We start from the raw sequence: 22,552 nt of genomic DNA on the forward strand, positions 1-22,552 counted from the left end.
CACAATAGCGAGAGAAATCCTTTTAGCTTTGAAATGAATCTCTCACTTCCATATTCTATTGATTCTTCTTTTCATTCCCTTGCTGGTGGCCTCTATTTTCTTGTTGAGACCCCCTACCATTGTTCCCTTGCTCATTTCCACCATTTTCTTTCTGGGATCCTCTTCCATTGTTCCCTTGCCCATTTCCATTATTCCCTTGTTGAGACCCTCTTCCGTTGTTTCCTTGCTCGTTCCCATTATTTCCTTGTTGTGATTCTCTTCCGTTGTTCCCTTGTCCATTTCCATTATTTCCTTGTTGTGATTCTCTTCCGTTGTTCCCTTGCCCATTTCCATTATTCCCTTGTTGTGATCCTCTTCCGTTGCTCCCTTGCCCATTTCCATTATTTCCTTGTTGTGATCCTCTTCCGTTGTTCCCTTGCCCATTTCCATTATTCCCTTGTTGTGATCCTCTTCCATTGTTCCCTTGCTGATTCCCATTATTTCCTTGTTGTGATTCTCTACTTTTATTCTCCTGTTGATTCCCTCTATTTTCTTGCTGAGATCCTCTTCCATTGTTTTCTTTTATTTGCTTCGATGGCTGTTCCTCTGTTTTCTTTTGTTCTTTCTGCTCTTGCTTTTCATATTTTTTTTCGTCTACAGGAGATAAATCCATTGATGCATCAGGAGATGACTCCGGCTGTGATTGCACCTCTTCTTCATTTCCCACCGGATTAGGCGGCGTGGCAGGAGGAGTAAGCGATTTGTTTTTCTCATTCTCTTGCTTTATATAGACACCTGTGCCAATTCCAGCTTTTCTAGCATTCTCTCGTACTTGCATCGTGCTACTTTGATATTCAACTGTAATATGTTTTAACTCATATTCTTTCTTCAATTCTTTCATTGCCTTTTCTAACTGTGGTTCTAGCGCCTTGTCCTTTGCAACTGCTGTTAGCATAACTTGCTTATCATTCGTTAAATACTTATCCTCTTGACTTTGCTTTATAATAGTACGTATTACTTCTTGTAATTGTTTATTTTCCCATTGCTTCAATTCTTTTAAAATACGCCTTCCATCATCATTACAAGCCTGTAAATCTATAACACGAAAATCCTTCGTTACGCTCACCTCTAAACTTGGATTTATATCAACTGAGACGTAAGCAAATACTTTTTCTTCTGGTTGGTTGTAGAAAAACAGCACTGCAAATAGAAAACAAGCAACAAGTATTGATGCAGGTTTTAAAAAGGAAGGGATCGAAAAATGCGATGCTTTTTGTTCTTGCTCATCAAATGAGATTTCCTCCCCGATCATGCAAGAATCCCCTTTTCTTTTACACGTAATAAACTCTCCATTTGGTGTTAAAACAACTACGCTATGCTTTTTTATATCCATCACAATTCCTTTATTCATCATGCTTTTCCCCTCTTATGTAATCCAGAATATATGTATAGTTGTTTGCAAAAATAATACACATTGCAATAATGTATTTTCTATGTCGTTCCAACGTTTTACGACTTACCCTAACACGCGGTTCAATATGTTTAAGCGGTAACTTTTTCTTTCGGAACAGCTCTTCCATCATTTCCTCTTCTTTTATAATAATTTTTACAATTTCTATTAAGTGCTCACGCGTATCACGATGCTTAGGAGATTCTTTAGCAAGCTCTGAGAATGTGATTTTAAACTCAGCTAGCACACTTTGAAAATGAAGAATTTCCTCCTTACGGTTACTATTTTCCATCTCTTTCATATACTCCGTAAGCGACACTTGCATTTCTAACATTTCCTCTTGCTCATCTTCTTTTAAAAAGACAAAGTTATGTTTAGACTCCTTACGTATATAGTCAATTACATCTCTTTTTATAAGAAGATCAGCAAACGCTAAAAAGGATTTTCCTTTTGTATAGGAATACTGTTCAATTGCTTCGTTAAATGCAAACAATCCAATGCTATATTCATCATCCTGTTCTGTAATATATCGGCGGCAGACAGATGAGATTGATTTTCTAATAAAAGGCTGATACTGTACGATAAACGCTTCTTTATCTTCTTCGTTGTTTTGTATGTTACATACGATATCTTCTATTTTCGGTTTTCTTAAGATCTTCATTACTAAACTCAACACTTGTAATCTCCCAGCCTCCTTCAAATAGCAAAATGGCCACTACACAAGTGACCATTTAACCAGATTTTCTTGGTACTTTTCTTCGGTCTTGTTTTCTTGCTGTTAGTTATATTTTTAGAGTCTAACGTTTTCTTAATGATTTTTCCTTTTCTCTCGGCACTAAAGTTAAGTTTGTATTTTTATCTACTTTCTTATTTTCTACCGTTCGTTTTGCTTATTCATTTTCTATTTTATCTGCAATCCTTGAATAACTCTTCTCTATATAATTGGTAATTTCATCCTTCCGTTTTGGATGCCACTTAATCTAGTAATTTTATTAATACTTCTATATTCTTTCATAGTCATTTTTCTTCTATTTATTTTTTTCACTATACATATTCGGAGGAGTACAAAGTTTTATGGGGGTCAAAAAATATTTTTATAAAAAAATACATATTTATTTCAAAAATAAAAACCATCAATTTGAAAAAGGGTAATCAAATTGATGGTTTTCTTATAATATCTATTAAATTAAGTTGGATTCTCATTATATCTAAAAAAGTACTAGCTCTCCCCTGCAGATTTTCTCCATTTTCATCTTTCTTGGTTATCATAATATGTCTTATCTGCGTATTTTCTATCATTTCCTTTTAGATAAGCTAAAATTACTTTTGGATTTTTAAGTAAAGTCCAGTCTCCATATGTATCAAATCTTCTGCATGAAGTTATCATTCCATTTTTAATAGTACCGAATTTCTTATTATTTTTCTTTCCCCACTCTTTTAAACGTTTAGCGAAATCTGCATCTTCTGCCATAAGCATGTTTTCATTAAATCCGTTGATTGCCATAAAATCTTTTCTATAGCACCAAAAAATCCCTACAGATATAGCTCCGTACTTAAAAAGTAAGGGGATTATGATTAACATTGCGGAGAGAAATATTCCTAAAGATATTCTTTCAAACTTCCCATTTACCCCACCACCAATGTATTTACCTGAAGCTAAATATTTATCTACATTAGACAACATAGACTCTGTCATTATGGTATCAGCGTCTATAGTGACGATTATTTCTCCATTAGCTATTTTAGCCCCTGCATTTCGAATTTTAGATAAGTTTTTATCGTTATTTTTCAATGTAACACAATTATAAGATTTTGCTATTTCCTCTGTTTGATCTGTGCAACGATTTAAAACAACTATAACTTCCGTTTGCTCTTTATATGCCTCTGATGCCTTTGCAATTGAATCTAAACATTTTCTAATGTACTTTTCTTCATTATGCGCAGGAATTATAATAGAAAACTTCACATCTTTTTTCAAATTAACTTCTAAAGATTCGTTTGTCTTAGTCATAATATCACCCTTATTTTATAAGATAAATGTCTGTTATACATAACGTATATTAAAATTCAATAAATTATATGATAGGAACTGCAGGTAAACTATTACTTGCGTATAAAAAAACAAAAACGTTATTCTTTCTAAACAAGCAAAATTATTAGAAAGAATAACGTTTTTATTAGTTACATTAATATTTTATTCGTTGCTTTATTTCTTCAAAACGAGCATGTATAATTTTTCTGATATCTGGATGATTCTTATATAAAGTAACAGTATACATGATGGAAGATGCAAGAATAGTAGACCATATTAACCAATCTCCAGCATGAGAAAGAACTTTAATTATTTCACTCGTAAATTGTTCCTGTTCGTCATGAAATGTCGATACGAGAGAATTAAGGTTGAATAATAATAAAATTACAATTCTCCCTAAAAGCATCATAATCCATCCGATAATATACGAATAGCCTCCAACACTACATAATTGATTGTTATGATGAAAAACTTTCACTCTCTTAGCTTGCCAGTAACCAACTATCGCTCCTAATATAAGCAAACTAATTAATTCAATTGTAATAATAAAGTCCAATCTATTTGGAAGACCCATATAAGTTCTAATTATAGCCATGATTGGTATACCAAGAAGATCAAAACTATCTACTTGTTTAGGGATAAGCTGCCTAATAATCAATACGATAACGACTACAAGAATAATAATGAAAACTTTATTCATGCGATCAATCCCTCTTTTTTTCTTTTAAATAATACTCAATTAGTTGATTTACTTTCTCTTCTGGATAGGATTCTGGTGTTTGAAGGACATGAATTACTAGCCCATCGATAAATCCGTACAGTATCTCCAATTCAAACTCTCTATTGTATCCTGGTGTGACGTAGCCTAACTCCTTCATTAAATCTAAGATCATTCCCATAAGATACCTCGTATGGGAATCCATTTTCTTCCGAAGTTCAATAAGCTCTGGAGAACTAAAGGATATACCCAAGAATGTAATCCAAACCTTACCTTCCAACAGTTCTTCTTTATTAGTAGGAATAATGAATTTCATTAATCTTCTAAGTGCTTCTTCTTTCGTTCCTTTAAATTCATTTGTACGAGTAGTTGCCCGTTCTTTCATTCGATTCAATACTAAATTCATCGCATAATGAATTAATTCATTTTTAGACGAAAAATGATGCTGAACAAGTCCAACCGAAATGTTTGCTTCATCAGCGATTTGTTGTATGGAAGCTTTATCGATACCTTTTTCTAATATTACACGCCAAGTAGCAGTGGCTATCTGATTTTTCCTTTGTATTTGATCAACTATTTTAGGCATTCATATCCTCCTCTTTTTTACAATATGATTATATTATAAAAAAAGTACCTAAAACAATATGAAAAAGCCTAACTTCTCAATTTAATGCGAAGAAATTAGGCTTTTTCATTTAGTGATGAAACCCATTATCACATTTCGTATCATGTGGCATAGGCCCATCCACAGAATCCAAAAAGGCAACGGCCTGTTTGAGGTTCCTCAAAAATAAATGCGCGAGATCCATAGAAAATCCGTTTCGAACCACAACGCGCATAATCGTCAATGCTTCTAGATCTGGAGGCAATGGATATGCGGGTACTTGCCAGCCGAACACACGCAATTGTCGAGATAAATCATAAAGGTTCCAGTTTAATGTGTAACCTTTTTTCAGTTGCCAAGCGAAAACCGGAATATCCGAACCATCGGACAAAAGTTCGAACAGTTCCATCTCCTGAATCGCCTTGCTAAGAAAAAGAGCGACCTTCTGAGAAGCCCTTTGGACATCATAGTACCCACTTTTCCCCAAACGCAGGTAATTGTAATATTGTAGGAGCACTTGTGCGCCAGGACGTGAAAAATTCAGGGCAAAAGTCGGCATGTTTCCGCCTAAATAGGAGACGCGGAAGATTAAATCATCGGGGAGATCATCAGCTTCCCGCCAAATTATCCAACCCAAGCCAGGATAGACTAATCCATATTTATGTCCCGATACATTGATGGACTTCACCCTCGGCAACTGAAAATCCCAGACTAAATCTGGTTGAAGAAACGGTGCTATAAATCCGCCCGAAGCCGCATCTACATGCATAGGAATGTCGAGTCCCGTCCTCTCCTGTAAATCGTCCAACGCTTTTGCAATGGCGGCAACCGGTTCGTAAAGTCCGGTATAAGTCTCACCGAGAATCGGTACCACACCAATCGTATTTTCATCCACGGCTGCAAGGACCCCTTGAGGATCTAATCGGGGATGCTCAGGGCTAACCTTCACATAGCGTGGTTCAACCTCCCAATAGTTCGCAAATTTTTCCCAAACGACTTGAACAGCAGAACTAAACACAATATTAGGCCGATCCACCGGCTTACCCTCTCTTTTTCGTGCATTTTGCCAGCGTCTCTTTAACGCAAGCCCCCCGAGCATACAGGCTTCCGACGATCCAGTTGTTGAAACGCCCATAGTTGTAAGTGGGCTGGGGGAATGCCAGAGGTTGGCTAAAATGCGGACACACCGCTCCTCAATTTCAGCTGTCTGTGGATATTCGTCCTTATCAATTATGTTCTTATCAAATGCTTTAGCATATAAGTGCTCTGCGGTAGGTTCCATCCATGTACTAACGAATGTTGCAAGATTCAAGCGTGCATTGCCATCAAGAGTCATTTCATCATGGACGATTTGATACGCTGTTTCTGGTAACATGCCTTCATCAGGCATGTGAAAGCGCGGAACGACTGATTCTCCTTTGCGGGCAAAAAGAGGATTTATAGAAAATTCGGGAGGCAGCTCCATTTGCACGTGACGCGGTAGATATTGTGGATTATCTGGCATAACCTCTTTTCCTTCATATGTATCGTTTTGCACTTCTTCTTTTCGATCCTGCGGCATACTAGTCCCCCTTAATTAATGGTTTAACAAATATATTATTTACAAAAAAACATTTGCTAAACCAAGGGACAATTCTACTAAAAGGTGATGCCATCATTCAAAATAAAGGAGTATAGTTTTTGATTATAAAATAGAAATTGATTTATATTTCAATGAAAATATTGAATATTTTTAATATAATTATTGAGTTATGTATTTATAGAAACTTAAGGGGTATGATTATGGAGTTTATTACTTTTAAAGTAATTTGTATCTTTTTATTTTTAATGCTTATGACTTCTATAGAAGTTTTAGGATATGGAGTTCGACTTGTTGGGCGAAATTAGCTTTAGTTGCATCGACAAACTTAATATAGCTGAAGAATCATTACCTATCACAAACCGCACAAAACTTTGCTAAACTTTTAACGGCACACATGAATGATTGAGTCAGGTTTAAAAAAGTAAATTAGGGACAGTCATAACTGTCCCTAATTATTAAATGGGAAGAACCCTACTCGATATTTTTATTGACTATAAAGTTAGCCCACCATCCACAAGAACAATTGAACCGATCATATAACTTTCCTTATCTGATGCTAAGTAAGCAACCATTTCAGCGAGTTCTTCTGGATCAGCATAACGATCCATTCTCATATTGGGAAGATTCTTCTGGAGCGTACCCATCTTTCGCAAACTGAGCTTCAACACTTGTTGTTAATGCTATTTTCACACCACTAGGACAGAGTACATTAATACGAATTCTTTTTTTCGTATATTCTAATGCAGCACCCTTGGTTAAGCCAACAACCGCATGTAGTAAAGATAAGTTTTTAACCAATTTGAATCCCCTCCTTTAAATATAATAATACATGGGAATTTAACATGTTTTTTTCGTTTTGGAGGTGACCTCTTTTTTTAGCTTGATAGCGATGTGGCGATACTCGTTTAGAACGATATCTTTGCCCTAAAAAAAATCGAACCATAAATTTTCCAGCAAGCTTATGATTCGATTTAAATTATTTACTTTTAGTAACTATTCAACCCCTCTATGAAAAAAAGCCAGAAAAGCATCTTTTTAAATGGACGAGAGGAACTGGCCATGCATAGAAGCGGTCTGGACCTTTTCCTGCCACACGCAAAGCTTTAAAACAAAGAAAGGCAGCGAGGTATAGGTCCATTTTTATCTTTATGGCTGGAATTATACCCCTTACCAAACTTCTAAATGAAATGTATAGCTCAGTAGTTATCTTATTTTTTAAAAAAACATTCTGATTATTTCTTTTTCACTTCTTCTACAAATTCCCATGTCTCTCCGTTATCTTTTGATTGATAAAGTGCACTACTATCGCCATTGTAGTCTCCATCTGCCCCTTGTCCAACTAACATATTAAAAACCCCATCTTTCTCATATGGCATACTAGGTGAATCAAAAGGAGTTATTGTGGACTGTATATGATCTAATTTCACTTCATGCGGCGGATATTCTACCTTTTTGAAAGATACTCCCCCATCATCTGTGCGATATAACTCTCCTTCATTACCAGAAGGCCTAATTGCTCCTAAAAACCCAAGTTTATCATTTATAAAAGTGATTCCTGATACACTACCAATCCCCCCATTAAATGGGTCTGGATTGATAACCTCCCATGTTTTCCCTTCATCACTAGTCTTGCTTAATGAATAAAAGGCGCTCCCTAATGCTTTATCTGTCATATTTAGTTTATAACCAACTTCTTTCGATAGGAAAAACTGTTCTTTTTCATTCTTTAAATCTTGTTGTTCCTTCTCTTTAAGCCTATCTTCTTTTGGAGGCGTCTTTGATTTACTCCAACTTGCGTCACTTATTAAATTATATCTAGCAGGGACTAGCTCTTTCTCTTTTCCAGGGACAAATATAGATACAGTATATCCAATGATATCAGAAGTTGCTTCTTTAACACTCTGCCTCTTACCATCCTCAGTAATATTAATAATTCCCTCTGTATTGGATCCCCAATTTCTTTTTCCATAATAAATCAACCCATACTTACTTTCATTCCATTTTTTGACCGTTTGCTTAACTGGGATCGCCTTAACCGTTTTAATTAAAGGTTCTACTAATTTATCATCATTATAATCAGGCTTTGCATATCCATCTCGTATTATAGTAATATCTTCTGATTTCTTCTTATTATAAGAGATTAAATAAGTTTCTTCTTTCCCATCAACATTTTTCCCATAAACAAATGTATCAAACGCTGTGATTGTTCCATCTGAATGAAATGTAAGATCAAAATCAGTTGCCATATACAATTTCTTTGGCAAAGGATATTTTTTATTTATATCTTCAAAAATACCTTCTACTCCAGATTTATATATATTATTATGTTTAAGTTTAACTGACCTTTCATGTTTTAACTTTTCTATAAACCATGCCAATTTGCCATTGTAATTTATTGCACTTTTATAAATCTGCATCCCATAAAATGATGTAATTGCAACAATAATGATAATAGAAATGGATCTCCATGCTATTGAATTAGTTAATTTTTTAGATTTATATTCTCTATTTTTTATCAATCGCATTGTAGTAAATGTAGTTATGGATATGAAAAGTACTATACATAATAACATAATGTAAATATTATAATTCATTCTTCCGTACTTACAGTATAAGGCCAACTCATAACAAAAAATCCCGTATACAATTATTAGTATTGGATTTGTTACTAATGACAAAAGTATCCTTTTTGTATTTTCTCTAAATATAGAAACCACTCCTAATTACATGAATTACTGATATTAAGTATACTTTATGAATATTCACCATTTTTATCATCGAATTTATACACATTCAAATAATATTTTCCTTGTTTCGCTACGAATTTTCCCTTTATAGTATTTCCTTCATCTTTACCACAAGCTACGTAATTTTACATGTCTGATTCATGATAAAGTACCCATGTCGTCCCAATATTTTGTTCATTTATCACAGAAATATCTACTTCTTTCGGAACTGTAACATCAAACGTATAAACATCTGTCTGATCAGGAGTAATCAGATTCCCTTTTACAAGCCTATGGGGAGTCCTTCTCCTCTTCGAGGGATCCACCTGTTTGCGGATTTTGTTTTACAGTAACTTTTGTTTGTTCTTTACTATCCTCCACTGTTAGTTCCACAGTATATGCTCCTTTTTCTCCATATACGTGGGTAAGATTCGCATCTGTACTTGTTGTACCATCACTATGAAATTTAATTTCTTCATAAAAAAAGATTTTCAATTTTTTTAGATACTCTTACTGTCGACGTTCAAAAGCTAAACGTACCGCAAGACCTGTCAAGACGCTTGCCATAAGCCAACGCTGCACTCGCAGCCACATTGGATGTGTGCCAAACCATTTCGCAATTTTACTTGCTGTACATACAATTAGAAGGTTAACTATAAAGCTAACAGTGATTTGCGTAAGCCCCAAAACTGCACCTTGAAAAAGCAACGATCCCTTCTCTGGATCTTCAAATTGAGGTAAAAGTGATACATACAAAATAGCAATCTTTGGATTCAGAAGATTAGTCATGAGTCCCATTAAAAATAATTTCCGTGGTGGTTCATTAGAAATCGTACGAGGTTCCATAATAGATATAGCACCCGGTTTAATCGAATTCCAAGCTAGCCAGAGTAAGTAAGCAGCACCTGCCCACTTTACTACTTCATATACAGCGGGAACAGCAAGGAATAGAACTGTAAGTCCAAACATAGTTGCGATTATATAGATTACAAATCCGAGCATGATGCCCAATAAAGAAATAAATCCCGCCATACGTCCCTGCGTAATGGAACGGGAAATGAGATAAATCATATTAGGCCCAGGTGAACAAACCATGCTAAGCGAAACAATTGCAAAAGCTATCAAGGTACTCAAGCTGACCATAAACCTTCCCCCTTTATGTTACATAAAATTTCCTATTGTACATTTTATTATGATTGAGGAGAGAAAAGATTAATATAAACCGATGCAGCTAAGTAATATTATCGGATCGAATGTAGTGTAATCACATATTTCTCATTCTCTTAAGTAAGGACTAAAAATAACCTATCCATAGAGCTACTAAAACCACTACGAATAAAGCAAAGCAACATGTAATATTTCGAATCCACTTTTGTATATCACCAAAATACCTTTCTATAAATATAGCGTTGATAGTAAGCATAAGAAATAAAACAATGTAAGTAAAAGCACCCAATTTATCGTTAAACTTCTCATTTGTAAATGTACTTACATGAAGGAATAGAAAAACAAACGTTACTATAAATAGCTCAAATAGCCTTTTTTTATTCACCCCACCACCACCTTACAGTAATCCCCTTTTATTCCATTTTATCAGAACATACTATGGAGCAGCATATGAATATTATATTCATGTTAAAAAGGCCAACAATCCAAGATTGTTAGCCTCTACTTCCCATATTCGCACCTTTTATCACTTTACTTCCTAACAACTGGAATCCACATTTCACCAAACACTAAGCCGTTTCTTTTCCCCATCTCAACCGTCGTATTTGGTCCACCAACATAAGCAAACTCATTTGCATCTGGTAAAGCTTGACCGAAGGCGATACCAGTCAACTTATTACTTAGCTCTTCAGCCGTTTTGTCCTCCCCTTTCACTACTAAGTATTCTCCCCTCGGAAACTGGATTACTCTAGATTCTTCTTCTATTTGTGCTTCTGTCATGACACCCGCATAATACATCATTTTGTTATTCACCGCTTCGCTCACGGAAAAAATGTATTCATTTGTCGCTAAAGCTTTTAAAGTGTCCAGCCTTCCATCTTCTTTAACAGCCGACCAAAAGTCTTCCTTTTCTTTATTTATTCCAGCAAAGTCTGTGTATTCACTCTTAATTTCAGTTCCAATACCTAACACAATAAAGCTATCTTTTTCTTCTATAGTATAATTTTTCATATGCAAAACCTGCCTCTTTTTTTATTAATCAAACGATTTATCTTTTCATCTGATACGTTTATAATACCTTTAAACCATATCAAAAAATGATACTGTTTAGGAGACTAAAATGAAAAAAGTTGAACGGATTAATACAATTATGCGGTATATCAACAACCGCTCTCACTTTACAATTTCTGAAATTATACAAGAATTTAACATATCACGGTCGACAGCTATTAGAGACATTAGAGAAATTGAAGCTATGGGAATGCCACTTGTCGCTGAAGTTGGGAGGTCCGGGGGATATTTTGTTATGCACAACTCTATCCTGCCCGTTGTTCGCTTTACTGATAATGAAGTGAAAGCTCTTTTTATTGCCTTTATGGCTACGAGGAATCAACAACTTCCCTACCTAAAGAGTCGTCAATCTTTAGCCGAAAAACTACTAGGACTCATCTCAGAAACCCAGCAAGATGATCTCGTTCTTTTAAATCAACTCTTGCTTTTCCAAGGGACTAACCCTCATAATCCCGATCTACTTGAGCTTTCTGATCTCCCCCATCCTATGTTAGAAAAACTCATTCAAATCCTTCTTTTGGATAACCATTTATTGATTACCATTAAAGAAGATGAAGAAATCAAGACTTATCCAATTTATCTATTGCACCTTTATCAAGAAAAAAGCCATTGGATCATTGAAGGGTTTGACTTAAAAAAAGAAAAGAAGATGATGTTTCCTGTCGATGATCTCATTAATATCGAACCATACACGACGAACAAAAGGCTAAATAAGAAAAAGATTTTAGAAAAACTAAGTAAGAAGGACGAAATAATCAACTTGGTACTTGAACTTGGACCAAAAGCAATTGCCCAGTTCAAAAAATACCATCCTTTAAAAATTTCAATATCTTATACTAATCCTTACCAATCCACAGCCATTTTAAAAACTTTTATCAATGTTAACAATCCCGATGAAGTGACGGAAATAATAAATTGGCTGCTTTTTCTAGGGAAGGATATTAAAATCAAAGAAATACCCGATGAAGTATTAGCAGATTTACAAAAACGAGTGTGCTTATACATTCCATAAGCAGTGAGCCTCAAATATTAAGCTTTATCACTGGATAATTATCCTATTTTTAAATACCATTTCATTTACTACAATGAGAGCATGATAAATAATAAAAGCACGGAAAATCTCCCGTGCTTTTCTAAATATATATTATTCCTGAAGGTTTCGTTTATCACGTTTCTTACCCTAACTGACGTTTAAATGCTTTACTGGCGAAAAAGTAAGAGATGACCATTATACCTACGCACCAAGCGAGCGCAATCCAAATATCGTTTCCAACAGTTCCTTCATATAAAAGAGCACGAATCGCATTCACGATTGAAGTTACAGGCTGATTCTCTGCAAACGCACGAACAATTTTTGGCATCGTTTCGGTAGGCACAAAGGCCGAACTAATAAATGGAAGAAAAACTAGCGGGTACGAGTAAGCAGTCGCCCCTTCCATAGACCTCGCTTTCAATCCTGGAATGATAGCTAGCCATGTTAGCGCCAGCGTAAACATCCCAAGTATCCCAGCTACCGCGAGCCAATCTAGAATATTAGCACTGGAACGGAAACCCATTAAGAGTGCAACAAGAATAACCACCACGATAGTAAGTACATTAGCAACCAGAGAGGTTAGAACGTGAGCCCACAATATCGATGAGCGCTTAATAGGCATCGTAATGAAACGTGCCATCAGCCCACTCTTTACATCCGTAAATAGTCGAACGGAAGTGTAAGCTACACCGGATGTGATAGCCATTAGCAAAATTCCCGGCAATAAATAATTAACGTAGTTTTCCGTTCCAGTTTTTATTGCGCCGCCAAACACGTAGACAAATAATAGCATCATCATAATCGGTGTAATCGCCACTGTAATAATTGTATCCGGACTGCGCATAATGTTACGCATTAAACGACCTAGTAATACACCTGTTTTACTTTTCATTTACATCTCCTCCTTTTTTCCAATGATCGCAAGGAATATTTCTTCCAATGTCGGTTGCTTCTCGATATACTCCACTTTTGCTGGCGGGAACATCTCTTTTAGTTCAGCAAGAGTACCTGTCGTAATAATTTTTCCGCCATGCAAAATAGCGATACGGTCTGCCAGTTGTTCTGCTTCCTCCAAATACTGAGTCGTAAGCAAAATAGTTGTACCGCTACCAGCAAGTTCCTTGACTGTATCCCACACTTCGATTCGCGCTTCAGGATCAAGTCCAGTCGTTGGTTCGTCAAGAAAAATAACTGCTGGCGCCCCAATCAAACTCATCGCGATATCAAGCCGGCGCTTCATCCCGCCTGAATACTGATCTGCCCTTTGGTTTGCCGCATCAGTCAGGCTAAATCTTGCAAGTAGATTGTCAGCAACTTGAGCAGGATTGGAAACACCACGTAATTTGGCGATCATTATCAAGTTTTCCCTCCCAGTCAGCATACCGTCTAAAGCTGCGAACTGCCCTGTCAAACTGATACTTTGACGAACATGATCTGATTGACTCTGTACATCAAATCCACAAATACTTACTTCACCGCTATCTTGCTTCATTAGTGTCGAAAGGATGTTGACCGTTGTCGTCTTTCCCGCTCCATTTGAGCCTAGCAGCGCGAAAATTTCTCCACGCTGCACCTCAAAATCTACCCCTTTTAAAACTTCCTTATCTTTAAAGGATTTTTTCAAGCCTTTTACAGAAATCGCTGCATGACTCATACTTTTTTCCTCCCTATAAAAATGTTTTGCGAAGACTATTTATTTACCTCTATCTATTTAGTATCACTGATATTCTGTATTACTTAGTACCGAGTTAAAAATATAACTGAATAGCTATGATGGCAATTCATATGTGTAACCAGCTAATCAGTCGGTACTACTTATTCCATTTATTTTTTTCTCAATTTCTTCATAATACTTTCATTCAAATCTTCACGATACTTGGAGACGTAAGTTTTAGCATTTGCCACTAGTTCGTCAGCAAAGGAAGCCACGTCATCCCCAGTAATGTCAAGCACTTGTCTTCCTTCCGCTGCACCCGCTTCGAACAAATCGATTAATTCATACTGTATGTGTAACATATCCATCCCGTTACCCGCTGAAAAATTCCACATGTAGTTTTGAATTTTCTTAAATACAAATTGGTAGTCCTCTGGCAGAGCCTCAACTCGTGCCATCATCATTTTGTACTCTTTTTTATCACCAATTAACTTTTTGAACATTTCTAACATCTTATTTTCCTCCTTTTTTATAAAACCGAACAAGAAATTCCCAAAGTATCGGCCGGAACATTTTATCTTATGAACCTATTTTGACTTCAAGACGTTAATTTTTGACGATACAAAATCCCATTTTTCCCAAAACAATTCAAGCTCCTGGCGGCCTTCTTCATTTAATGAATAAAACTTACGAGGCGGTCCCATATCTGATGGTTTCTTTTCAATATTCACAAGCTTTTTCTTCTCTAATCGTACGAGGATGGTATACACCGTACCTTCCACAACTTCGGTAAACCCAAGATCATTCAGGTGGCGGGTAATCTCATAGCCATACGTTTCACGGCGACTAATGATTTCCAGTACACACCCTTCCAGTGAACCTTTCAGCATTTCAGTTAAATTTTCCATGTCCTGATCCTCCTTTACCCCCTATTCTGTCTGACTTATATTCAGTATCACAGAGTACTAAGGCGAATTTTTTACTGAACAGTTTTTGTGAATCCGAACTATTCAGTATCACTTATTACATCTACATTGTATGACTAAGTAGTTATGGATGTCAACTTTATTTTCAAAAAAATTAAAAATCCGCTTTACCCTAACCGGATACAGCCTACTTTTTTGTTGTAAGGACCATCACACTAGCAAAACAGAACTGATTCAAAGTGTAATTTAAATCAGCTCTGTTTTATTGTTTTTATACCGATATATCTTGTTTTTTCACGATACAAATTGTTTCTCACTACCATTCCCATTGCATATAAAGCATAAAGGCAAGTGCGGTCAGAGAAAATTCCCAGAGATTATCCGTACATGATACGAGCCCCTAAAATACAATTCTGTTAGAAATCTGTTCTCTATATTCTCTTTTATTTTATTTCTGATAGTTGATTAGCAACACTATCTAAAAATTTTTCTACCTTTTCTTTTGATGTATCCGGCGCATGATAACCGATCGTAAATGTAAGCCTTCCATTATAAGAGCTTGCTCCCATTGAAAAGAATGGTGCATACATAATAGGTGATGCCATATACCCGTCCTCAGCTTGAATTTGACCAAACTGAATAGGTTCCTCAGCAATCACTCCCAAATTTGTCAGTAATGGCAACGCCATCCCCATCTGTACAGCCTGTTCATATTGCTGATTATACATTTCCTTCACTGTAGATAGCTTCATTTCTGCCAGTAACTCCATTCCTGCTGCTGAAGAAAGACCTGGATTTTGAGACTTTATTTTATCCATTGATTGTTTAACTCGAACAAGAGTCTGCTTAAATGTTTCATCGTCTTCCATTTTAATCACTGGCATTTCCATACCGGATAAGTTGCAAATAGCACCAGTTGTATTATTAGGCAGATATCGACGTAAATCAATTGTCAAACCAATCATTTTTTCTGCAGTGCGAGGTTCTGCATACACAGTGAAATGTGATAAAACTCGGAAGTAAGCAGTCATGATTACATCATTCAAGGTAACCTGTTGTGCTTTTGTCCATTGGGTTAAACGTAGAGTTTGCTTATGGCTCAATCGCCGTACGGACATTTGGGGAAATTTATTTTTGTTAGGTTGAGATGGAAAAGACCATAACGATGCCTGTTGTTCTTGGTTAGGACGATACGCACTTTTTATGTCCGATATTCCAGCGTATTTGAATACATGTGATTGATCTCGACAACTCTCATTTCCCTCATCAAATTCCTTTATAATTTGCTTCTTAGACCGTCCCAATGAAAGGTGAGTATATATTGTTCCAAGCAATTTTATATATTCCTTGACTCCTGCACCATCTGAACATAGATGAGACAATTTCACAACTAACATATCTATTGTAGTGCCCCGTAATAATTTCGTTTGAACCATAGGCCCCTGAATACGATCACCAGGTTCCTTAATAAAATCTATTGCCATTATTTCAAGTTCTTGATTATTTCCTTCTGCAAAAAAGCAAATAGATGAGTTAGTGTCAGATGAATGTTCCTCCCAGTAAGGAATATCATTTTCTACAAACCGGCTGTTCAAAACTGGTTGCAATTGCAACGTTATCCTTACTGATTCTTCAAGTATTTCCTTGGATATACCTACAGGAAAATAAAGAACTGCATTAATTTGTTGATCTGCAGAATAAAGACCTAATACATAATTCATTCGATCTTGTGGTGTTACTGAATACTTTCTTTTCTCCATAATTCCGTCCCCCTTTAGGACTTTTTGTATAACCCTATTTTCCATATGCTTGTAATTTTTCTAGTCATTTTTCTTCAAGAGCTAATAACGCTTATTTTTCGAATTTTTAACAAAATCATCTTCTCCGTATTGGTTTCATTCTTTTTATAGGTGATATATTCATTATTTTATTGTTATTAACACTGCCTAACCTCACAATAAAACCAAACAAAAATAAATTAAGTTTACATATACATAAACATTTTATTATAACGTCTACAAATTATCAATACAGCAAATAAATCATTTTTATGTCTGTCAATAAAAAACAATATATTCAAGGGCCACTTCATAATAAAAGATTGATGTGCATGTAAATGTACCCATATCACTTTCAAAATAAGAATGAGAATTTTTTCAACAAAAATAAGATGCAGTTATTGATTTTACAGTAAAAAAAGCCCCTCCATTTTGAAAATGCGCAATCAAAATGAGTAGGGCTATTTCCAATTTAAATTTTATAAAAGAATGATTATCATAAATAATATTTTACTTTTTAGTCTACCTTATTATTTTCAATCCATTTTCCTAATAAATGAATGGATTTTATTCCTATAATTTGAGGTGGTATCGTTGGTTTTTAAAAATAGAAAGCTTATTTTCAAATCAAATGAAAAAGAGGTAAAATTATAGATATTCATGTAGAAATTTCGTTTTGGGGATACTTAAAATCTTAAGGTGGTGGGCATGTGGTGTTACACTTTAAAAGCTCTATAAAATTTATAGATATAGCGATTTTCTTTATTAATAATCATTTGTATGTGCGTTTACTCACACACATACAAATGATTTATAAAACCACAATTAAGTGAAAACATCTTTTCCGTTACGATAACATCATAGCCATGTCTTCTGCTGCATTTGTAATTAGTTTTAAACCAAATGTTTCTTGTAATACATCAAGCACGCCAGGTGAAATAAATTCAGGAGCCTTTGGACCGATGCGAATATCTTGAATCCCAAGACTAAATAGCCCGAGTAAAATGGCAACCGCTTTTTGTTCAAACCATGATAGCACAATACTTACTGGCAATTCATTCACCTCACATTGGAAAGCATCAGCTAATGCAGCCGCTATTTTCACTGTAGAAATGGAATTATTACACTGTCCTAAATCCATGTAACGCGGAATTTCCGTACCAGGTACAACACCGTAATCTACATCATTAAAGCGGAATTTTCCGCAAGAAGTTGTTAAAATAACTGTTTCTTGCGGAAGCGACGTTGCTAATTCACGATAATATTCTCCGTCTTTTCCCGGTGCATCACAACCGGCGATAACAAAGAAACGCTTTATTTTCCCTTCTTTTACTGCATCAATAATTTCTGGAGCTAATGACAATACTGTATTATGATGAAAGCCTGTCACTAACTGTTCATCTGACTCCGTATGTACTTCTGGAAGTTCTAGCGCTTTTTGAATCAATGGTGTAAAATCATCATTTTCAATTTTTTGTACACCTTCTAAACCTGCAATATCATATGAAAAGAATCGATCAGAGTACGATCCTTTAATTGGCATAACACAGTTCGTTGTAGCTAATATGGCACCAGTAAATTTTTCAAAAAGGCGTCTTTGATCATACCATGCCTTACCGATGTTTCCTTTTAAATGTTTATATTTTTTCAGCTGCGGATATCCGTGTGCTGGTAGCATTTCAGAATGTGTATAAATATTAATGTCTTTTCCTTCTGTTTGCTTTAATAATTCTTCTAGTGCAAATAAATTATGACCCGTAACTACAATTGCTTTACCTTCTACACGATTTTGTGTAATTTGTACAGGCTCTGGCACACCAAAATGATTCGTATGTGCCTCATCTAATAATTCCATCACCCGTAAAGCTGATTTCCCCACTTTCATAGCCATATCAATATGCTCTTGTTCGTTAAAGTTAGAATTTGTTAATGTCATATATAAAGCTTCTTGTGTTGTAGCATCTACAAATGCATCCGTATACCCTAGCTGAGCAGCATGTGTGCGATAAGCTGCAATTCCTTTTAGCCCAAACACAATCGTATCTTGTAAACTCGCAATCGTTTCATTCTTGCCGCACACACCCATTACTTTACATCCGCCTGTTGGCGTTTGTTCACATTGATAACAAAACATATCATCCCACCCTCTCCCAATCATTCATTACACCTTAAGCATAATACCCATTGAAAAAAAGTGATGTGATATCAATCACAATAATATATAAAGATTTGTGACAGTTCATATTGTTGACATAATATTTTTATTGACACTAAAAAATATGCATTAGTGTGCACACATCTTTCGATACTTTTAAATAGCTAATTAATTTGGAGAAATATATACAACGAAAAAAATTTTTGAATCCCTTATACAAATAATTGCAATTCATCTCATATGAAAATAGCGTATTTTTTATTTTAAGGAACTATCATTTTTTTATTAAAGCCTTCATTGTAAACCTCTTTATTTACAATACATTTACATTATTTTAACATTACTTACATTATTTATATGATATATTTATATAGAAGCTACTTAAGAAATTTCATATACATTTTATCTTTATGATCTCTTATCCAATCAATAAAAAGATCATGTTATATTTTTATAACAGGGGTGAATTACGATGACTGAAACTTTAAAAACACTTATAATGCTTGATGCTACTTACGTTGTTATTGCAATTATGACAGTACTAGTATTTGTATACTTGGAATTAAAATCTCAGTAATATATGCTGACGTAATCGACAGATTCAGCATTTAAATATAGTTAGAAGAAAGAGAGGAGAAAATTATTTCTCCTCTCTTTTGTATTTCTACAATTTCTTATTTTAATAAATCCAATGTATGTAAAAGTAATCCCTTGCCTCCTACTTCTCCATGACCAGGTACTACCGAATTTATATTTCCATATCGCTTCAGCACATTCTCAATCGATGTAGACCATTCATTTACATACGCATCCGCAACATTTCCTAAATCTTTAGCTTCCGCAGATTTTACTAAACAGCCTCCAGCTAAAATTTGATATTGTGGCAACCAAACAACAATATTATCTTCTGTATGTCCTTTCCCTGGATAGAACGTTTCTACTTTTGTATTGCCAAACTTCAAATTCGTAACTGTTTGTAAATCTCCAAGTGGCTCTTCATATCCACTTTTCTTTGCTAGTTCTGCGGTTAATGCTGTACTATGCGCTTTAATTCCTCTTTCTTTCAACGTTTTTATTCCGCCAATTCGATCGGCGTGCGCATGTGTAATAATGACATCCGTTACGCGCTTCTGAAATTTCTTTTCTACCATTTCTATTAGTTCCTTCGTTAATTTGTCATCCCAAGAAGAATCAACAAGCACTAGTCCTTTAGCAGTATTAAGAACTAGACCGTTCGAAGGAACTGCTTCTCCATTAAAATAACCTAACTCCGTATGAACCCATACATTCTTGTTTAACTGAGATATTGAAATGGCTCCCGTCTCATTTTTTATTACTGTTTTCTCTACCTTTTGTGATGCTTGTACAGAAGAAATTGTGCTAACAAATTGAATTGTTCCTAGTAAACCTACACATAATCCTACTTTTAACAACGTATTCTTTTTCATGTCATCAACCCTTTCTTCCAAGCTAAATAGTTATTACCTATATTAGACAATTTATCTCAAATGTTTGTTCCATATAATTGGACACTTTATAATCGCGGCTTATGTAAATACACGCATGGTGCAGTGAAAAAGATCACCCAAATGGATGATCTTTTTTATAATTTATCAACATATTGCTTCGCTTCTAGTAAGGAAAAACCAAAAGCTTCTCTTACTCTCTTAACTGCTGTAACTTTTTTTCCTTCTTCTACAAGCTGGCGTAGTTCTTTATTAATTTCAGGTTCTCTTTCTATAATTCCCATCTCTTTCGTAATTAATTGTAATCTATCTTCAATTCTCTTTAAACGCGCATCATTTTTCTTTTTAATTGTAGCTAATTTTTCAGCGATATAAATGAAACCAACGGCTACTATCAGTATAACCATCCAGAATTCCATGAATGTTCCCCCTTACTAACTTTCATTTGTTTTATTTCACTAACTTATGTAAATTTTACCACAGGACACATTTACTGTATAATACCACTATATCAAACTGTTAATAAAACCTATTATTTTAGGGGGACACTTTATGAAAAGATTTTTAAATACGTTACTTCAATTTGTAGTTCTTTCAATCGTGCTACATTTATTATTTGATATAGTTGGTTGGCTTGTTCTCAATGCACCAATTAAAAACAAACAAATCATTATTTCTTTAATAACAATCTCATGGGTTATGTACATATACCGAGACAAATTTTTTCAAAAGTTCACTTCAAACTAACTAAAAAAGAAAACACTTCATTGGTGAATGACGAAGTGTTTTCTTTTTTTACTACTGTATAATAAAAATAATATTCTGTCTTTAAAGAAAGGAGTCACCATGAACTTAAAAAGTAGCAATATATACGAGAAAATGAACCAATATTCCGTTGCAGGTTTAAGCCTCGCTGTTATATGTAATGGCAAACTAGATGAAGCGACTGCCTTTGGAACACTTGAAGCTAGAACAACTAGAGCTGTTACTACAAATTCTCTCTTTAATTCTTGTTCTATCAGCAAATTCATCACTACAATGCTAGTACTAACGTTACCAGATCAAGAAATCATACATTTAGATGAAGACATAAATGATAGACTCACATCTTGGAACATACCTACCAACCTATTTACCTCACAGAAAAAAGTCACCCTGCGAAATTTATTAAGTCACCAATCTGGAATTATTGATCCTCCTAATAGTTTTGGACATTATACATTTGCACATGGGCGACCAAACATGTCTGAACTCCTTGCCGGTAAAACATCCTATTGCCCAGTACCGATAGAAATAACTTATAAACCAGAAAACGAATTTCACTACTCCGATGCAAACTTTTGTATTATTGAACTACTACTTGAAGATATTACAGGAAGATCATTTAGTCAGTTATTAGAAGAACACATCTTCCAGCCACTACAAATGAAAAATAGTACACTTTTCCCTCCAAAAGACATAGATAAAACCGATGTTTTTGCTTGCGGACATAATAAAGATAGAACTGTAACAAATGAGAAGTATCCATTTTATCCATTCGCAGCTGCTTCAGGTATTTGGACAACACCAACTGACTTATCAGCTTTAGTTATTGAAATCATTCATTCCTTACAAGGAAAGGGTAAACTAAAACTTTCTCAAAAATTAGTAATAGACATGATTTCTCCTCAAGGTTGCTCAAAATGGACTGGATTAGGTGTTTTTCTAGATGATTCTAATGAAGAATTACAGGTTTATTCACTCGGATGGGGCGTTGGATTTCAATGTATGATGGTTTGTTATCCATACTGCGGGAATGGTGCTGTTATTATGACCAATTCCGATTTAGGTGTTCATCAAATGGAAGGGATCATTGGTGAAGTTGTAAAAACGTTACCCTTATAATGAAAATAAAGAAGCTGTTCCTTCCAGCTTCTTTACCTATATAACATTTTTCGCAACAATTTTTATATGTTCTGGTGCGATAATCTCCGTTATACTTTCTTGGAAATCTTCCCGCAACATTTCTTCCAAATGTTCTAACTGCACTTCAACATGAGTGCATTCTAAATTATGTATATTTAACAGTGCATAATGATCTTTTTTCTTAATTACTAAATATTGATTTTCCTCTGTCACAAGTACAGAACCTAATCGGACCCCTAGTAAGCGTTGATCATCAAACTTCATAATTACTTCTCCTTCCCTCATATAAACAAAACTACAATGAAA

Annotated in this window: 22 protein-coding genes and 2 pseudogenes; 3 read left to right on the forward strand and 21 right to left on the reverse strand. The window is 35.0% G+C overall.

Features of this window, described 5'->3' with window-relative positions; genetic code table 11:
- Positions 1-55: 55 nt before the first annotated feature.
- The 12 genes and pseudogenes from ACTFRU_RS05280 to ACTFRU_RS05335 all read right to left on the reverse strand — a co-directional run bounded on the left by ACTFRU_RS05280 (position 56) and on the right by ACTFRU_RS05335 (position 11,269).
- Positions 56-1,393, reverse strand: coding sequence for an anti-sigma factor domain-containing protein (locus ACTFRU_RS05280; protein ID WP_033692966.1), 1,338 nt, complete (start codon positions 1,391-1,393; stop codon positions 56-58).
- Entirely contained in the window at positions 1,383-2,105 is a 723-nt protein-coding gene (gene sigI / locus ACTFRU_RS05285; RefSeq protein WP_002082432.1) for an RNA polymerase sigma factor SigI, read from the reverse strand. The genes ACTFRU_RS05280 and sigI overlap by 11 nt, the downstream gene beginning before the upstream one ends.
- A 573-nt stretch (positions 2,106-2,678) precedes the next feature.
- A complete protein-coding gene (locus tag ACTFRU_RS05290; protein ID WP_049107859.1) occupies positions 2,679-3,440 on the reverse strand; it encodes a glycosyltransferase in 762 nt (253 codons plus the stop codon).
- 175 nt (positions 3,441-3,615) lie between these two features.
- Complete coding sequence (locus ACTFRU_RS05295; protein WP_016123079.1) at positions 3,616-4,161, reverse strand: hypothetical protein; 546 nt, start codon at positions 4,159-4,161, stop codon at positions 3,616-3,618.
- A 4-nt stretch (positions 4,162-4,165) separates the two neighbouring features.
- Positions 4,166-4,765 (reverse strand): TetR/AcrR family transcriptional regulator, encoded by a 600-nt coding sequence (locus tag ACTFRU_RS05300; protein ID WP_006929426.1) that lies wholly within the window; start codon positions 4,763-4,765, stop codon positions 4,166-4,168.
- Between the two features lie 109 nt (positions 4,766-4,874).
- On the reverse strand, positions 4,875-6,344 hold the full coding sequence (locus ACTFRU_RS05305) for a glutamate decarboxylase (RefSeq protein ID WP_049107856.1): 1,470 nt from the start codon (positions 6,342-6,344) through the stop codon (positions 4,875-4,877).
- Positions 6,345-6,856: 512 nt separating this feature from the next.
- A pseudogene (locus ACTFRU_RS05310) lies at positions 6,857-7,139 on the reverse strand (SDR family oxidoreductase); the annotation flags it as partial.
- Positions 7,140-7,597: 458 nt separating this feature from the next.
- Entirely contained in the window at positions 7,598-9,082 is a 1,485-nt protein-coding gene (locus ACTFRU_RS05315; protein ID WP_400856092.1) for a WD40/YVTN/BNR-like repeat-containing protein, read from the reverse strand.
- A gap of 35 nt (positions 9,083-9,117) precedes the next feature.
- Positions 9,118-9,568: pseudogene (locus tag ACTFRU_RS05320) on the reverse strand (pre-peptidase C-terminal domain-containing protein); the annotation flags it as partial.
- A 33-nt stretch (positions 9,569-9,601) separates the two neighbouring features.
- Positions 9,602-10,234 carry a LysE family translocator gene (locus ACTFRU_RS05325; protein WP_000254106.1) on the reverse strand — a complete coding sequence of 211 codons (633 nt, stop codon included), beginning with the start codon at positions 10,232-10,234 and terminating at the stop codon, positions 9,602-9,604.
- Positions 10,235-10,385: 151 nt separating this feature from the next.
- Positions 10,386-10,643, reverse strand: a complete 258-nt coding sequence (locus ACTFRU_RS05330) for a DUF3963 domain-containing protein (RefSeq protein WP_001036206.1) — start codon at positions 10,641-10,643, stop codon at positions 10,386-10,388.
- A 146-nt stretch (positions 10,644-10,789) separates the two neighbouring features.
- Complete coding sequence (locus ACTFRU_RS05335) at positions 10,790-11,269, reverse strand: GyrI-like domain-containing protein (protein WP_000801038.1); 480 nt, start codon at positions 11,267-11,269, stop codon at positions 10,790-10,792.
- Positions 11,270-11,378: 109 nt separating this feature from the next.
- On the opposite strand from ACTFRU_RS05335, the gene ACTFRU_RS05340 reads away from it, so the two are divergent.
- On the forward strand, positions 11,379-12,341 hold the full coding sequence (locus tag ACTFRU_RS05340) for a helix-turn-helix transcriptional regulator (RefSeq protein WP_086385117.1): 963 nt from the start codon (positions 11,379-11,381) through the stop codon (positions 12,339-12,341).
- A 163-nt stretch (positions 12,342-12,504) separates the two neighbouring features.
- Here ACTFRU_RS05340 and ACTFRU_RS05345 read toward each other — a convergent pair whose 3' ends face one another.
- The 8 genes from ACTFRU_RS05345 to ACTFRU_RS05380 form a co-directional block, all read right to left on the reverse strand.
- Positions 12,505-13,254: an ABC transporter permease gene (locus ACTFRU_RS05345; RefSeq protein ID WP_440037525.1), complete on the reverse strand. Its 750-nt coding sequence runs from the start codon at positions 13,252-13,254 to the stop codon at positions 12,505-12,507.
- Positions 13,255-14,016 (reverse strand): ABC transporter ATP-binding protein, encoded by a 762-nt coding sequence (locus ACTFRU_RS05350; protein ID WP_000017473.1) that lies wholly within the window; start codon positions 14,014-14,016, stop codon positions 13,255-13,257.
- Positions 14,017-14,186: 170 nt separating this feature from the next.
- Positions 14,187-14,528, reverse strand: a complete 342-nt coding sequence (locus ACTFRU_RS05355) for a DUF1048 domain-containing protein (protein WP_000891986.1) — start codon at positions 14,526-14,528, stop codon at positions 14,187-14,189.
- A gap of 75 nt (positions 14,529-14,603) precedes the next feature.
- Positions 14,604-14,924: a PadR family transcriptional regulator gene (locus tag ACTFRU_RS05360; RefSeq protein WP_000429487.1), complete on the reverse strand. Its 321-nt coding sequence runs from the start codon at positions 14,922-14,924 to the stop codon at positions 14,604-14,606.
- A 461-nt stretch (positions 14,925-15,385) separates the two neighbouring features.
- The gene (locus ACTFRU_RS05365) at positions 15,386-16,702 is read right to left on the reverse strand and encodes a condensation domain-containing protein (protein ID WP_000415478.1); all 1,317 of its coding nucleotides are present in this window, start codon (positions 16,700-16,702) and stop codon (positions 15,386-15,388) included.
- Positions 16,703-17,567: 865 nt separating this feature from the next.
- On the reverse strand, positions 17,568-18,854 hold the full coding sequence (hcp, locus tag ACTFRU_RS05370; RefSeq protein WP_440037526.1) for a hydroxylamine reductase: 1,287 nt from the start codon (positions 18,852-18,854) through the stop codon (positions 17,568-17,570).
- 695 nt (positions 18,855-19,549) lie between these two features.
- A complete protein-coding gene (gene bla2, locus ACTFRU_RS05375) occupies positions 19,550-20,323 on the reverse strand; it encodes a BcII family subclass B1 metallo-beta-lactamase (RefSeq protein WP_046392920.1) in 774 nt (257 codons plus the stop codon).
- A gap of 155 nt (positions 20,324-20,478) precedes the next feature.
- Positions 20,479-20,760: a hypothetical protein gene (locus ACTFRU_RS05380; protein WP_440037527.1), complete on the reverse strand. Its 282-nt coding sequence runs from the start codon at positions 20,758-20,760 to the stop codon at positions 20,479-20,481.
- Between the two features lie 133 nt (positions 20,761-20,893).
- Between ACTFRU_RS05380 and ACTFRU_RS05385 the strand changes: the two genes are divergently transcribed.
- Both ACTFRU_RS05385 and ACTFRU_RS05390 read left to right on the forward strand, forming a co-directional pair.
- Complete coding sequence (locus ACTFRU_RS05385; protein WP_025708838.1) at positions 20,894-21,088, forward strand: hypothetical protein; 195 nt, start codon at positions 20,894-20,896, stop codon at positions 21,086-21,088.
- 99 nt (positions 21,089-21,187) lie between these two features.
- A complete protein-coding gene (locus ACTFRU_RS05390; protein WP_440037528.1) occupies positions 21,188-22,225 on the forward strand; it encodes a serine hydrolase domain-containing protein in 1,038 nt (345 codons plus the stop codon).
- Positions 22,226-22,261: 36 nt separating this feature from the next.
- Here the strand turns inward: ACTFRU_RS05390 and ACTFRU_RS05395 are convergent, their stop codons facing one another.
- On the reverse strand, positions 22,262-22,510 hold the full coding sequence (locus ACTFRU_RS05395) for a hypothetical protein (RefSeq protein WP_000666948.1): 249 nt from the start codon (positions 22,508-22,510) through the stop codon (positions 22,262-22,264).
- Positions 22,511-22,552 lie beyond the last annotated feature (42 nt).

The sequence above is a fragment of the Bacillus cereus group sp. MYBK220-1 genome (assembly GCF_051916445.1).
GTDB classification, from domain to species: domain Bacteria; phylum Bacillota; class Bacilli; order Bacillales; family Bacillaceae_G; genus Bacillus_A; species Bacillus_A cereus.